Source organism: Anaerolineae bacterium, from assembly GCA_014360855.1.
Taxonomy (GTDB): domain Bacteria; phylum Chloroflexota; class Anaerolineae; order JACIWP01; family JACIWP01; genus JACIWP01.
Genome location: JACIWP010000046.1, coordinates 1 through 14,510, shown reverse-complemented (window position 1 = coordinate 14,510; position 14,510 = coordinate 1). Strand labels below are relative to the sequence as shown.

15 protein-coding genes are annotated in these 14,510 nt (G+C 64.5%); 7 read left to right on the top strand and 8 right to left on the bottom strand.

What is annotated here, in order from left to right:
- From H5T60_04035 to H5T60_04005, 7 genes are all read left to right on the top strand, one after another.
- Positions 1 to 810, top strand: an 810-nt coding sequence (locus tag H5T60_04035; protein ID MBC7241596.1) for an amidohydrolase, incomplete at its 5' end; no start/stop codon positions are given.
- Between the two features lie 4 nt (positions 811 to 814).
- On the top strand, positions 815 to 2,209 hold the full coding sequence (locus tag H5T60_04030) for an L-seryl-tRNA(Sec) selenium transferase (GenBank protein MBC7241595.1): 1,395 nt from the start codon (positions 815 to 817) through the stop codon (positions 2,207 to 2,209).
- Positions 2,210 to 2,211: 2 nt separating this feature from the next.
- Positions 2,212 to 3,306, top strand: a complete 1,095-nt coding sequence (gene tsaD, locus H5T60_04025; protein ID MBC7241594.1) for a tRNA (adenosine(37)-N6)-threonylcarbamoyltransferase complex transferase subunit TsaD — start codon at positions 2,212 to 2,214, stop codon at positions 3,304 to 3,306.
- Positions 3,307 to 3,465: 159 nt separating this feature from the next.
- The gene (locus tag H5T60_04020; protein MBC7241593.1) at positions 3,466 to 3,768 is read left to right on the top strand and encodes a hypothetical protein; all 303 of its coding nucleotides are present in this window, start codon (positions 3,466 to 3,468) and stop codon (positions 3,766 to 3,768) included.
- Complete coding sequence (locus H5T60_04015; GenBank protein ID MBC7241592.1) at positions 3,765 to 4,157, top strand: hypothetical protein; 393 nt, start codon at positions 3,765 to 3,767, stop codon at positions 4,155 to 4,157. The genes H5T60_04020 and H5T60_04015 overlap by 4 nt, the downstream gene beginning before the upstream one ends.
- A gap of 19 nt (positions 4,158 to 4,176) precedes the next feature.
- Positions 4,177 to 5,046 (top strand): 5'-methylthioadenosine/S-adenosylhomocysteine nucleosidase, encoded by an 870-nt coding sequence (gene mtnN, locus H5T60_04010; GenBank protein MBC7241591.1) that lies wholly within the window; start codon positions 4,177 to 4,179, stop codon positions 5,044 to 5,046.
- Positions 5,047 to 5,106: 60 nt separating this feature from the next.
- Positions 5,107 to 6,555, top strand: coding sequence for a DUF4139 domain-containing protein (locus H5T60_04005; GenBank protein MBC7241590.1), 1,449 nt, complete (start codon positions 5,107 to 5,109; stop codon positions 6,553 to 6,555).
- A 49-nt stretch (positions 6,556 to 6,604) separates the two neighbouring features.
- Here the strand turns inward: H5T60_04005 and H5T60_04000 are convergent, their stop codons facing one another.
- The 8 genes from H5T60_04000 to H5T60_03965 all read right to left on the bottom strand — a co-directional run.
- Positions 6,605 to 8,074: an NADH-quinone oxidoreductase subunit N gene (locus tag H5T60_04000; GenBank protein ID MBC7241589.1), complete on the bottom strand. Its 1,470-nt coding sequence runs from the start codon at positions 8,072 to 8,074 to the stop codon at positions 6,605 to 6,607.
- A 51-nt stretch (positions 8,075 to 8,125) separates the two neighbouring features.
- The gene (locus H5T60_03995) at positions 8,126 to 9,649 is read right to left on the bottom strand and encodes an NADH-quinone oxidoreductase subunit M (protein ID MBC7241588.1); all 1,524 of its coding nucleotides are present in this window, start codon (positions 9,647 to 9,649) and stop codon (positions 8,126 to 8,128) included.
- Positions 9,650 to 9,708: 59 nt separating this feature from the next.
- Entirely contained in the window at positions 9,709 to 11,742 is a 2,034-nt protein-coding gene (nuoL, locus tag H5T60_03990; GenBank protein ID MBC7241587.1) for an NADH-quinone oxidoreductase subunit L, read from the bottom strand.
- 38 nt (positions 11,743 to 11,780) lie between these two features.
- Positions 11,781 to 12,086 (bottom strand): NADH-quinone oxidoreductase subunit NuoK, encoded by a 306-nt coding sequence (nuoK, locus tag H5T60_03985; protein ID MBC7241586.1) that lies wholly within the window; start codon positions 12,084 to 12,086, stop codon positions 11,781 to 11,783.
- A 24-nt stretch (positions 12,087 to 12,110) separates the two neighbouring features.
- Positions 12,111 to 12,602, bottom strand: coding sequence for an NADH-quinone oxidoreductase subunit J (locus H5T60_03980; protein MBC7241585.1), 492 nt, complete (start codon positions 12,600 to 12,602; stop codon positions 12,111 to 12,113).
- 49 nt (positions 12,603 to 12,651) lie between these two features.
- Positions 12,652 to 13,185, bottom strand: a complete 534-nt coding sequence (locus tag H5T60_03975) for an NADH-quinone oxidoreductase subunit I (GenBank protein ID MBC7241584.1) — start codon at positions 13,183 to 13,185, stop codon at positions 12,652 to 12,654.
- A 36-nt stretch (positions 13,186 to 13,221) separates the two neighbouring features.
- Positions 13,222 to 14,343, bottom strand: a complete 1,122-nt coding sequence (gene nuoH, locus H5T60_03970; protein ID MBC7241583.1) for an NADH-quinone oxidoreductase subunit NuoH — start codon at positions 14,341 to 14,343, stop codon at positions 13,222 to 13,224.
- A gap of 66 nt (positions 14,344 to 14,409) precedes the next feature.
- A partial coding sequence (locus H5T60_03965) for a hypothetical protein (protein ID MBC7241582.1) occupies positions 14,410 to 14,510 on the bottom strand: 101 nt, incomplete at its 5' end.

Below are 14,510 nucleotides of genomic sequence, written 5' to 3'. Positions count from 1 at the left end.
GCCCAACGGGAAAAGTTCCTGGAGCGCGATCCCTGGTTCAACCTGCTGTACGCCAATCCCAAGGCCGCTATGGCTACCGTCGAGGACCTTATCCAGGCCATGGACGAGGCCGGCGTGGACAAGGCCGTCGTCTTCGGCTTTAGCTGGTGCGACGTGGGGCTGTGCGTAGAAACCAACGACTACACCCTGGAGGCCATGCGGCGCTATCCGGAGCGCCTCATCGGCTTCTGCAATGTGAACCCTAACACCGGGGAGCATGCCGTGCGGGAGATCCGCCGCTGTGTGGAGGCCGGCATGTGCGGCATCGGCGAGCTGATGCCCAACGGCCAGGGCTTCTCCCTGGACGATACCGAGCTGATGGCGCCCATCGCCGCCGCGGCGCGCGCCTACGACATCCCCATCATGACCCACACCAGCGAGCCTATCGGCCACGATTACGCCGGCAAGGGCACGGTCTCCCCACGCGTCGTCTACCGCTTCGTGCAGGCCTTCCCCGAGATCAAACTGGTCTGCTCCCACTGGGGCGGCGGCCTGCCCTTCTACGAGCTGATGCCGGAAGTGCGCCGCGCCATGCGCAACGTCTATTACGACACGGCCGCCTCGCCGCTGTTATATGACGCGCGCATTTTCCCGTTGATGTACGAGCTGGTCGGGCATAAAATCCTCTTTGCCACGGACTTCGCCCTCATCCATCCCAAGCGCCTGATCGCCCATATCCGCGAGAGCGGCCTGAGCGAAGAGGGCCAGCGCGCCGTATTGGGGGAGAATGCCCGCCGGCTCCTGACCTGCCTCCACCAACCGGGAGCATAACGCCATGGACGTCCAGCGCGAACTCCGCCGACTGCCCAGTGTGGACCGCCTGCTCCAGGAGCCCCATATTGCTGAACGGGTCCGGACCAGCGGGCGCGAGCTGGTGGTGGACGTAGTGCGCGCGGTGCTCGAGGAGACGCGCCACAGCATCCTGGCCGGCCAGCCCTGCCCTGACAGGGAGGCGCTGGTCCATTCCATCGTCCAATCCCTGGACAAGGCCCTGCGCCCCACCCTGCGGCGGGTCATCAACGCCACCGGCGTCATCATCCACACCAATCTGGGGCGCTCACCCCTGAGCGAGGCGGCGCGGCGCGCCATGTGGGAGGCCGGCATTGGTTATTCCAATCTGGAATACGATCTGGAACAGGGCCGGCGCGGTTCGCGCTATTACCATGCGGAGGCCCTGCTGTGCCGGCTGAGCGGCGCGCAGGCCGCGCTGGTGGTCAACAACAATGCCGGCGCCGTACTGCTGGTGCTCAGCGCGCTGGCGCGCGACAAAGAGGTCATCATCTCCCGCTCCCAGCTCATCGAGATCGGCGGCGGGTTCCGCATCCCGGAGGTGATGGCCCAATCCGGCGCCCGGCTGGTGGAGGTCGGCACCACCAACCGCACCCGCCTCTCCGATTACGAGCGGGCCATCACCGAGAACACCGCCCTCATCATGCGCGCCCACCGCTCCAACTTCCGCATCATCGGCTTCACCGCCGAGCCTTCGCTGGCCGAGCTGGTGGAGCTGGGGGACAGGTACCGCATCCCGGTGGTGGATGACCTGGGAAGCGGCACCCTGCTGGACACTGCCCCCTTCGGGCTGGAGCATGAACCGATGGTGCAGGAGAGCGTGCGCGCCGGCGCGGCGCTGGTGACCTTCAGCGGGGATAAGCTCCTGGGCGGGCCGCAGGCCGGCATCATCGTCGGGCGCAGAGACCTGGTGGAGCAACTGCGGCATTTCCCGCTGACACGCGCCCTGCGCGTCGATAAAATCACGCTGGCCGGCCTGCAGGCTACCCTGCTCCACTATCTGAAAGGGGAGGCCCTGCACGCCATCCCCACCTGGCGCATGATCGCCCGGTCGTCCGAGGAACTGCGCGCCACAGCCGAGCGCTGGGCGGAGGCACTGCGCGCCGCCGGCCTGCCGGCAGAGGTGACCGCCGGCCAATCTGCCGTCGGCGGCGGCTCCCTGCCGGGAGAAACCCTGCCTACCTGGTGCGTAGCCCTCACTGTCTCATCCCCGGACGCGCTGGCTCGCCGACTGCGCGCCCACGAGCCGCCGGTGATCGCCTTGATTCAGGAGGACCAGCTTCGCCTGGACCCGCGCACCGTGCTGCCAGACGAGGAGGACACACTGCTCCAGGCCCTGATCGCGGCATTTCACGACGCTCAGCACGCCGGTGAGGTATAGCCATGACTCTGATCCTGGGCATTGAGACCTCCTGCGACGAGACCGGCGCCGCCGTCGTCGAAAACGGCCGGCGCATCCGCTCCAACGTGGTCGCCACCCAAATTGACTTGCACCGACAGTACGGCGGCGTCTTCCCCGAGATCGCCTCGCGCCAGCATATGATTACCATCACCCCGGTCATCGAGCAGGCGCTGAAAGATGCCGGCGTCGGCTATGACGACCTGGATGCCATCGCCGTGACCTACGGCCCTGGGCTGGCCGGCTCCCTGCTGGTGGGCGTGAATACCGCCAAGGCGATCGCCTTCGCCCGGGGCCTTCCGCTGGTGGGCATCAACCACCTGGAAGGGCATATCTACGCCAACTGGCTCATCCCACCCGATTGGCCGCACCCGGAGCCGCCGCCCGAACCGGAGTTTCCCCTGCTGGCCCTCATCGTCTCCGGCGGGCACACCGAGCTGGTGCTGATGCACGGGCACGGCCAGTATCAGCTCCTTGGCCGCACGCTGGACGATGCCGCCGGCGAGGCCTTTGACAAGGTCGCGCGCCTGCTGGGGTTGGGCTTCCCCGGCGGGCCGGCCATCGAGCGCGCCGCCCGTCTGGGCGACCCCGCGTCCTTCCATCTGCCGCGTGCCTGGCTGGGGAATTCCTACGATTTCAGCTTCAGCGGGCTGAAGACCGCTGTCCTGCGCATCGTGCGCTCCTTTGAGGAGAAGGCGCAGGCCGGCGCCCATGCCCCCCGCACCCGCCTGATCACTTCCCAATCCCAGCCGGTGGTGCCCCACATCCCGGTCAACAACCTGGCCGCCAGCTTTCAGGAGGCGGTGGTGGACGTGCTGGTCGAAAAGACGCGCCGCGCCGCCGAAGAATTCGAGGTGAAGATGGTGCTCATGGGCGGCGGTGTGGCGGCCAATACCCGCCTGCGGGAGGAGATGATCCGCCGGCTGTCCGTGCCGGTGCGGGTTCCACCGGTCAAGCTCTGCACGGACAACGGCGCGGTGATCGGCGCGGTGGGCTATTACCGCTTCATCGCTGGCGAGCGCGCCGGTTGGGACCTGGACGTGGTGGCCAGCCTGACCCTTCCGCTCATCAACCCCTAGCGTGCCCGGCGCAGGGGAACTTTCCGCCGGCCTGACGCCGTCTGAAGATACAGTAGACGAGGACTATTTTCTGTTATAATGGTTTCCGAAGGCCGGTATCATCCCATCGCAGGAGGGAAACGCATGTGGCACATGAGGTGCGGCCCATGGCGGTACCGAGTGGAACGCGGTGACCCCATCCAGATGGGGGAAAGCCGGCTGTTCCCGATCGTGCGCATCTGGTCATGGCGGCGCCGGCGCGCTCGCATCGCCTCGCAAAGCCTTACGGCCCAGGGCGCGCTGATGGAAAGCATCGCTCCCATGGCCGTGGTCCTGGAGCGTCCCGGCGAGCGCCGGCTGGTCCCCATCCTCGACCTCACCCGCCTGCTGTTATGGGCCATTGCCGGCCTGTGCCTGGCCGGCACCCTGGCCGCACGCCGCTCCCTTCGCCTGTTGAGCCGCTCCACTGGAGGTGAACCATGAACGATATTGTCTCCCGCTTTTTCCAGGTCTTCGAAGAGTCCAGGGCATCCGCCTCTGTGCAGGCGGTGTTTGGGCCGCCGGAAACCCGCGGCGAGGTCACGGTTATCCCGGTAGCCGCAGTGCGCTACGGCGTGGGGTTCGGCATGGGCGCCAACACGCCGGAGGGCACGGAGGGGGCCGGCGCCCAGGGGCTGGGCGGCGGCGGTGGCGCCGGCACGCGCGCCCGCCCGGTGGCCGTCATCGAAATCACCCCGACCGGGATCAAGGTCCACCCCATCATTGATTACAGCCGGCTGATCATGGCCGGCGTTTGCGCGCTGGTCTGGCTCGCCCTCCTCTGGAGCGGTGTATTAAAGAAGTTCATCGCTTCCCGCACCTCAGCGCGCTGACATTATGCCGGGTGGTGCTATGGGTGAGTCTGCTCGGCCGGCCGTGGTGATCATCAGCGAGCGGACGGAAGCCGCGGAGGTACTGCGCCGCATGGCAGTGCTGGAAACCCATCGGGGCGAGCCGTTCCCCTCCTGGCGCGGGCGGCTGGCCGGCCGTGATGTATGGCTGGTCGTCTGTCTCATGGGCAAGGTCAACGCCGCTATGACCGCCCAGGCGGCGGTGGAGCGCTTCCGGCCGGCCGCCATCCTGATCTGCGGCTCGGCCGGCGGCCTGCATCCCGACGTCCTGCCTGGTGACCTGGTCATCAGCACCCATGCCGCCCACCATGACGCCGGCATGAACTGGGGGAACCGCTTTGTCACGCTGGGGGTGCAGTTCCACCATAACGGCCGCATCGGCCTGCGCCGGCGCTTTCCGGCAGACCCTTCCCTGCTGGCGGCCGCCCAGGAGGCCGCCAGGTCCCTGCCCCACGACGGACACGGCCGGCCGCCCCAGGTGCACGCCGGCCTTATTGTCACCGGCGACCAGGCCGTTTTCTCGCGTCAGCGGCGCCAGGCCATCCTGGAGACATGGCAGGCCCTGGCCGTGGATATGGAGAGCGCGGCGGTGGCTCAGGTGGCGGCAACGCACGGCATCCCCTGGCTGGCCGTGCGCGGCGTCAGTGACCTTGCGGATGAAGGCGCCGGCCTCGATGCCAGCCTGCTCGTCGGCTCCCTGGATGATGAAGGGCTGGGCGCCTGGCTTTCCCTGCAGGGCCGGCGTCTGCGCTACATCCTGCGTCATCCCGATACCCCCTGGCGCGTCTCCCGGCTGATGCAGGGCACACGGCTGGCGGCGGCGCGCGCTGCCGCCCTGACAGAAGCCGCATTATCCCGCTGGCGCGGATAGAGCCGTCTGGAAGATCAGTTCAGTGAACGTGTCGAAATTTTGCACACACGGAGGTGAACGATGAAGCGAGGGATCCGTTTCCCGCTCTGGGTGACTGCGCTGGCCACTGCCCTTTTGCTGGGCATCGCCGGCATCCTCTGGTTCGGCCCGCATCCGCCGCTGGCCGCGGCGCAGGAGCAGGGCGTCTCCCTGACGATTTACAATCAGGACCTGGCATTGGTGCGGGACCTGCGCACGGAGACGCTCAAGGCCGGCGCGAACGCTCTACGGCTGGCCAATGTGGCGGCGCAGGTGGACCCGTCTTCGGTGATCCTGCGCTCGCTCACGGACCCCGCCGGCACGCGCGTGCTGGAGCAAAACTACCTCTATGACCTGGCCAGCACGGACGCCCTGCTCACCAAATACCAGGGGCAGGAGATCCGCGTGGTCACGCAGGACAGCAGCGTCTATACCGGCACCCTCATCAGCGCCGCCGGCGACCTGCTCCTGCAGGCCGGCGACGGCACCGTCACCATGCTGCGGCGCGACGGCATCCGGGAGATCACCTTCCCGAAGCTTCCCGAGGGCCTGGTGACGCGTCCGACCCTGGAATGCCTGCTGGAGGCGAGCAAGGCCGGCCAGCATACCCTGGAGCTGACGTACCTCACCGCCGGCATGAACTGGACAGCGGATTACCAGCTCCTATGGGCCAGCGACGAGAAGACGCTGGACCTGAACGGCTGGGTCACGCTGAACAACAATTCGGGCACCGGCTTCCAGAACGCCCAGGTCAAACTGGTGGCCGGCGCTATTCACCGCGTCAGCGCGCCGGCGCCGGTCGGGGCGGTGCCCGTGGCGAAGGCGGCGCCGGAGGTGGCCGAGCGCCAGTTCTTCGAGTATCACTTGTATGAGATTCAGCGCCCCATCACCCTGCCCAACAACACCTCCAAACAGATCGAATTCATCCGGGCCGCCGGCGTGAAAACCCAGAAGCGCTATTCCTTCGAGTTCACCGCCCTGCGCTACCGCGGCTGGAGCGCCATCTTTGATCCGGGCTACGGCGCAGAGCCGGCGCAGGCCAACGCCCGCGTCGTGCTGGAATTCGTCAATAGCGAAGATGCCGGCCTGGGCATCCCACTGCCGGCCGGCCGCGTCCGCATCTACAAGGCCGACGTGGACGGCACCCAACAACTCATCGGCGAGGACACCATCAACCATACGCCCAAGGATGAAACCCTGCGCTTGTATGTGGGCGACGCCTTCGATCTGATCGGCGAGCGTCAGCAGACCGATTTTCAGCAGGTGAGCAAGGATGTGGTGGAGGAGAGTTTCTCCATCACCCTGCGCAACCACAAGGATGAGGCGGTCACGGTGGATGTGCTGGAGCACCTGTACCGCAGTCAGGATTGGGAAATCATCGAGGAAAGCGCCAAGCACGAGAAGGTCAGCGCCGACACGGTCAAGTGGACCCTGGAGATCCCGAAGGACGGCGAAGTGACCCTCACCTACACGGTGCGCTACCGGCAGTAAGGTGGGGAAACGAAACCTCCCGCAGGGTTCCTGCGGGAGGTTTTTTTCATCAGAGGGAGGCCAGCAGGCCGGCCCCGCCGGCGGCCAGGTTCATAAAGGGCTGGGGATAGAGGCCGATGACGAAGGTCATGACCAGGCAGATCGCCAGCACCCAGCGCAGGGGCCGCGGCACGGGGACCGGTCCGGCCTGTTCGGGCGCCGGCGTGAAGAACATATAGCGCACCACGTTCAAATAGTAGAAGGCGGCGATGGCGCTGTTGATGATGCCGACGATGGCCAGCAGGTAGAACTGCACCTGGATCGCCGCGCCAAAGACGAACAGCTTGCCGATGAAGCCGCCGGTGGAGGGAATGCCGGTCAGGGAGAGCAAGAAGACCAGCATGGTCACTGCCAGCCAGGGCGAGCGCTTCATCAGGCCGGCGTAATCGGCAATGGTCGTCGAGCCGGTGGCCTCCTCAAAGGCGATGACGGTCAGGAAGACGCCCACATTGGTGAACAGATAGGCCAGCAGGTAGATCATGGCGCCGTTGATGCCGTTGAAGGGGCTGGTGGTGGAAAGGCTGAGACAGACCACGCCGATCAGAATGTAGCCGGCATGGGCGATGCTGGAATAGGCCAGCATGCGCTTGATATTGCTCTGGCGCAGGGCTACCAGGTTGCCCAACGTCATGGTGACAATGGAGATGCCGGCCAGCAGTGCCGCCCAATCGGTGTAAAAGCGCGGCAGGCCGGTGATGAACACCCGCATGAGGATGGCGAAGCCGGCGGCCTTCGGCCCCACCGACAGGAAAGCAGTGACCGGCGTCGGCGCGCCCTCGTAGGTATCCGGCGACCACTGATGGAAGGGCACCAGCGCGGTCTTGAAACCGAAGCCGGCCAGCAACAGCACCATGGCCGGGAAAGCGATCCAGCGCGAGGTCTCGGGGACGCCGGCGGCGAAGAAATCCGCCAGCTCCTTCAGGTCCAGCGTCCCGCTGATGCCGAACAGCAGGGACATGCCGTACAGCATCATGGCGCTGGTCGCCGCCCCGTAGAGGAAATACTTGATGGCGGCCTCATTGGCCTTGGCGTCCTGCCGCAGATAGCCGACCAGCACATAGGAGGTGATGCTGATGGACTCCATGGCCAGGTAGACCATCAGGATATTATTGGCGCCGGCGGCCAGGGTCATGGCCAGCGCCACCACAGTCAAGAGGGCGTAAAATTCGGCGCGATAGGGCGTGCGCGGCCGCATGTACGAGATAGCCAGCAGGACCGACAGGGCCGAGGCGGCCAGCACGACGCCGTTGAAGAAGACGCTGAAGCGATCCACCCGCAGCATATTCCCTAACAGGGCGACCTCGCGGCCCCACTGCAGGGAGGAGACGACCAGCGCCAGCAGGATGCCGGCGAGGGCCAGGTACGGCGCCCAGCCCTTCTCCTTGCGGGTGTCGGCCAGGTCAGCGATGAAGATCGCCAGCACGGTGATGAGCAGAATCAGTTGCGGCAAGAGCAGTTCAATGATTTGCGCCAGGGTCAACGCGCACCTCCACCATGATTGCCAGTCAGTCGCCTCATCCGTTCATCCGCATCAGAGCAGCCGGCCCATCAGGGCGGTCGTCGCCGCGTTAAACAGGTTCAGGATCGGCGTGGGGTAAATGCCGAACAGCACCATGAAGATGACCAGCGGCCACATGGTGACCTTCTCGAACAGCTCCATGTCGGTCAGCTTGCCCCAGCGTTCCTCGTTGAAGGGGCCGAGGAACATGTACTGGATGATCTTCCAGAGGATGTAGGCCGCCGTGAAGATGACGCCCAGCACGCCGATGACGGCGTAGATGGGGATGATGGCAAACGTGCCGCGGAAGACGAAGAACTCGCTCCAGAAGCCGGCCAGGCCCGGCAGGCCCAGGCTGGCAAATCCCGTCACCGCCATGATGCCGTAATAATAGGGCAGTTTGGCGCCCAGGCCGCCGAACACATGCAGGTCACGCGTGTGCGCCCGCTCGTAAATCACCCCAACGAGGAAGAACAATCCGCCCGTGATAATGCCGTGGTTGAACATTTGCAGGGCCGCGCCGTTCAGCGCCATGGCTGCGCTGTTGGTCACCACCTCGCCGCGGGTCAGGCTGGCGGCCGCGGCGGCCAATCCCAGCATGACATAGCCCATATGGCTGACGGAGGAGTAGGCGATCAGCCGCTTCAGGTCCCACTGCGCCATACACACCAGCGCGCCGTAGACGATGCTGATAACGGCCAGCACCCCGACCGCCGGCGCGTAGTAGCTGAAGGCCTCGGGGAAGATGGGCAGGACGATGCGCAGGAAACCGTAGGCGCCGAGCTTCAGCAGGACGCCGGCGAGGATGACACTGCCGGCGGTAGGAGCCTCGGTATGTGCATCCGGCAGCCAGGTGTGGAAGGGGAAGCTGGGCACCTTGATGGCGAAGGCCAGGAAAAAGGCCCAGAACGCCAGGCTGACAGCGGTGAAGTTTTGCATAAATGGCCGTACCTGCCCGAAGCGAGCCGTGGCCTCCAGGATGTCGAAGGACCCCACGTTGAAGTAAATGTAGAGGATGGCCAACAGCATCGCCACACTGCCCACCAGGGTGTAGATAAAGAACTTGATGGCCGCATACAGCCGGTTCTGGCCGCCCCAGATGCCGATGAGCAGGTACATCGGCACCAGGCCGACTTCCCAGAAGACGTAGAACAGCACAAAGTCCAGCGCCACGAAGACGCCGAACATGCCCGTTTCCAGCAGGAGGAAGAGGAGGAAGTATTCCTTCACCCGGGTGTGAATGGTGTAGGCGGAGTAGAAGAGGCTCAGCGTGGTCAGGAGCGCCGTCAGGAAGATCATGGGCACGCTGATGCCGTCCACGCCGACGTGGTAGGTCACGCCCAGGGTGGGGATCCACGGTACTTTTTCGACGAACTGCATCCCGCCGGCGACATTGTCATACGTCACCCATAAGATAATGGACAGCACCAGCGGGATCAGGCTGACGGCGACCGAGTACCACTTGATGGTCTTCTCCTGCTCTTTCGGGATCAGCAGGCCTACGATCGCACCGATCACCGGCACAAAGGTTATCACCGTGAGAATCGGGAAATCCATCGTTGTGCTTCCTCCTCAGCTCGAGCAAGATGAACGTCCATGTTTGCCGCACAGTGGTATCAAACCACTACCGAGATCACCAAGAGCACAAACACGGCCAGCGCGGCCGCCAGCAGGTAGTTCTGCACCCGGCCGGTCTGGGTCTGCCGCAGTGCCCCGCCCATCCAGCCGACGACCGCCGCCACACCGTTGACCGCGCCGTCCACAAAGGTGCGGTCGAACCAGCCGCCCAGATTGGACAGCGCCACGCCGGCCTTGCCGGCCAGGTTCACCAGCGGATCCACCACCCACTTGTTGTCAAAGGCAAAGCAGACCTCCGACAGCCACAGCGTCAGCCGGATGAACGTGGCCTGATACAGCTCATCGAAATAGTACTTGCGCCGCAGGACGGTATACACCGGCCCCAGGGCCTGGATGAGCGGGTCGGGCTGGCCCTCTTTCAGCGGGTTGCGGCCGTACACCAGCCAGGCCACGAACAACCCACCCAGGGCCATGGCTACCGAGATCAGCATCACCAGGCCGTTGAGCGGCGTAGCGGGGAACTCATGCCCCACGAAGTGATGGAAGGGATTGCCCAGCAGGTGCCCCAGCACCGGGAACTCCTCGGGGACGCCGGCAAACCCCAACAGGGCGGCGAAGACCGCCAGCACGATGAGCGGATAGGTCATGCTCTTCGGGCTTTCGTGGGCGTGGGCATGCGGCCGGCGCGATTCGCCGTAGAAGGTCAGGAATATCTGCCGGCCCATGTAGAAGGCGGTCAGGAAGGCGGCCAGCGTCAGGAACAGCCAGACAAAGAAGGGCCACGAGGCCACGCCCAGCTCCGTGAATTGATGGAACGCATTCGCCAAAATCTCATCCTTGGACCAGAAGCCGGCGAAGGGCGGCACGCCGGCGAGGGCGAACGTCCCCACCAGGAACGTGGCAAAGGTGATGGGCATGTGCTTGCGCAGTCCGCCCATCTCCATCATGTCCTGCGTGCCCGAACCGTGGATGACGGAACCGGAACCCAGGAACAAGAGCGCCTTGAAGAAGGCATGCGTGATAAGATGGAACACCGCCGCCACATAGGCGCCGATGCCCAAGGCCGCAATCATATAACCGAGCTGGCTGATGGTCGAGTACGCGAGCACCCGCTTGATGTCATCCTGCGCCACGGCGATGGTCGAGGCGAAGAGGGCCGTGAAGGCGCCGATGAAGGCGACCAACCCCAACTGCGGGCCGGCCTCCACGGCGGTGAAGAGCGGGAAACAGCGCGCCACCAGGTAGACGCCGGCGGACACCATGGTCGCCGCATGGATGAGGGCGCTGACCGGCGTGGGGCCTTCCATGGCGTCCGGCAACCACACGTGCAGGGGGAACTGGGCGCTCTTGCCCACGGCCCCGCCGAAGATGAGCATGGCCAGCAGGGATGCCCAGGGCAGTGACCCCAACGGGCCCAGGTTCACTTGGGTGTGCGCCAGCTTCTCCAGCGTCTCAGGGGCGAAGATATGGGCGAAAGTCAGCTCGCCGGTCTGGCTGTAGAGCAGGAGCATGCCGGCCAGCATGAAGGCATCGCCCACGCGCGTGGTCAGGAAGGCCTTCAGGCCGGCCTTCATGGCCGAGGGCTTCTCGAACCAGAAGCCGATCAACAGGTACGAACACAGGCCCATGATCTCCCAGAAAATGAAGAGCATGAGCAGGTTATCGGCCACCACTAGCCCCAGCATCCCGCAGGCGAACAGGGAGATATAGGCGAAGAAGCGGGAATAGCGCGGGTCCCCATGCATGTAGCCTACGGAGTAGATGAAAATCATCAGACAGACAAAGGGGACCATGAAGAGCATGATGGCGGACAATGGGTCCACGTTCACGCCCATGGGGAACCATTCGGTGCCCGTCGGCAGCCAAGGCACATACAGGCGGAAGGCCTCTTCGCCCATGCCGATGTGGCCGGCGATGCTCTGGAGGAACACGCCCCACGAGAGCACCCACGACACGGCCACACTGCCGATGGCAATGCCCGAACTCAGCTTCTTATTCGGATTGGTGAACAACACGATCAGCACAAAGGACAGGAACGGGAAAACCGGAATCAGCCAGGTCAGGTTGAGCATCGACCCCACTCCATGGATGTGCGAGGTATGAGCACCTCTTACAGCTTCATCAGGTCGACTTCCTCGACGTTCACCGTATCGCGCGTGCGGTAAATGGCCACGATGAGCGCCAGGCCGACCGCCGCCTCAGCGGCCGCCACCGCCAGCACCACCAGGGCGAAGACCTGCCCGGTCATATGCGCCGGCGTGAGATAACGCCAGAACGCCAGCAGGTTGATGTTCACGGCATTCAGCATCAGCTCCACCGCCATCAGGATGCCGATGGCGTTGCGCCGCGCCAGCACGCCGTACAGGCCGATGCAGAACAGCGCCGCCGCCACGATGAGATACCAGGATAATGGCACCATATCCCTGCGCTCCTCCCTTGCTTACCGCTCGCGGGCGATGAGGATGGACCCCACCAGCGCCGCCAACAGCAGAATGGACACCACCTCAAAGGGCAGGACATAGGCCGGGCTGACCAGCGCCTGGCCCAGCTCGGCAATGAACGCCGGCGACGGCTCTCCCATGGGGGCCGCCGGCCAGGGCGCCCGCACCAGCACCACTGCCAGCACCACGAAGAGCAGGCCGGCGACGATCGCCGCCGCCCACCACTGGCGGTTGAAGCCGCGCACGTTTGGGTTCATCAGGTCGCGGCTCAGCATGATGGCAAAGATAATCAGGGTGAGGATCGCGCCCACGTAGATGAGCACCTGGATGCCGGCGAAGAACTCCGCCTGAAGCATGAGGTACAGGCCGGCCACCCCGATGAAAACGAACACCAGGTACAGGGCGCTGTGGAACAGGTTGCGGTTGGTGACCACCACCAGCGCACATCCCAATATGAACAGGCTCAGGATAATAAAGATTGCTTGTGCCATGTCAGCATCCTCAGGTGAATGAACTTCGCGCCCCCAAATCGAACGAGCATTACGTCTCGCCCCAGAACTGGCCCTGCTGGGTGATTTCCTCTTTGTCCCCCAGCTCCAGCAGGCGGGGCAGGTCCCAAAGCGTGTCCTTGTCGTAGCAGGCCAGCTCGTAAAAGCGGCTCAGCTCGATGGCGTTGAAGGGACAGGATTCGACGCACTGCCGGCAGAAGATACAGCGCCCGACGTTGTACTGATACAGGGTCGGCTTGCGCTCCTTGCCCTTCCCTTCCCCTTCCACCTTGATACAGCCGTGGGGGCAGGCCCGCTCGCACATGCCGCAGGCCGTACAGCGGGGCTGACCGGTCTCCGGGTCGCGCAGATGCACCAGCGGCCCGCGAAAGCGGGGCCACATGGGCACCTTCTCCTCCGGATACTGGATGGAAAAGGTCCCATGCAGATACGGCTCCGGGGAACGCGTGGGATGGACCCCGTCCCGGAAGTAGCGGCGGGGGAATTTGCGAATATCTGTGACGAAAGTGCCGATCATGTGGCGCAGTGTCACCGAAAGTCCCTTGAGCAAGCCCGTCCCGTACATGTTCACCTCATGTCCCTGGAATGACAGCCGGCTCCATCAGCGCAGTGCGGCGCCCTCGGCGGCCATTTCCTTGCGCCGCTGGGCGCGCCCCATGAAATACGAGACCCCGAGGATGAGCGCGATGTTGCAGACGAACAGCACGACGCCGGCGATCAGTTTATCCGCGATCAGCTTGTCCACGAAGCCGGTGATGGCCAGCCCCACCAGCCCCGCCGGCACCATCACCTTCCAGCCGATCTTCAGCACTTGGTCAATGCGGATGCGCGGGAAGGTGTTGCGGATCCACATGAAGACAAGGATGACCACGAAGGTCTTGATGAGGAACCACAGCCAGGAAGGCAGCCAGGGCCCCAGCCATCCGCCGAAGAAGAGGGTGACCATCATGGCCGAGCCGGCGAACAGGTGGATGTATTCCGCCAGGAAGAAGAGGGCGAACTTCATGCCGCTGTACTCGATGAAGTGACCGGCGACGATCTCCGAGTCCGCCTCCAGCAGGTCAAAGGGACAGCGGATCATCTCGGCAGAGGCCGCCAGGAAGTATAGGATGAATATCCCCGGTATCAGGAGGAAGAACCAACCGCGCTCCTGTTGCGCCAGCACGATATCCTGGGTGGAGAGGGAGCCGGCCAGCATGACCACGCAGATGATGCACAGCGCCAGCGGTACCTCATAGGTGATGAGCTGGGCGACAGAGCGGAAGGCACTGATAAGGGCATATTTGTTGCGGGAACCCCAGCCGGCGGTCAGCAGACCGATGATGCTCAACGAACCCACCGCGGCGAAGTACAGGATGCCGATGTTCAGGTCCGCCGCCACCATATTGCGGCCAAAGGGCAGGACCGCGTAGGTCATCACCGCGCCCACCGTGACGATGACCGGCGCCAGGTTGAAGGAGAAGCGGTCCGCCACATGGGGGATGATATCCTCTTTGATGAGCATCTTGATGGCATCCGCAAGGGGCTGTAGGACGCCGTAGGGTCCCCAGCGGTTGGGGCCATAGCGGTCGCCGGCGCGCGCCGCCACCTTGCGCTCCAGGAAGGAGAGGATGAGCACTGCCACGATGCCGATGGCCAACAGGACCACGATGACCAGCAGGTCCATGATCAGCGTCACCAGCCAGGCCGGCAGGAAGCCGGCCAGCCAGTTCTGCAGTGCCATCCCAATGGCGTTCCACACGTTCTCAATGGTCCAGACGTTCTCCATCGCCCCTATCCTCTCGCCGTGCTAGCGATCCACATCGCCCAGGGTGATGTCAATGCTCCCGAGGATGGTCACCACGTCCGCCACCTTATGGCCAATGCACATCTCCCGCAGAAGGGTCAGGT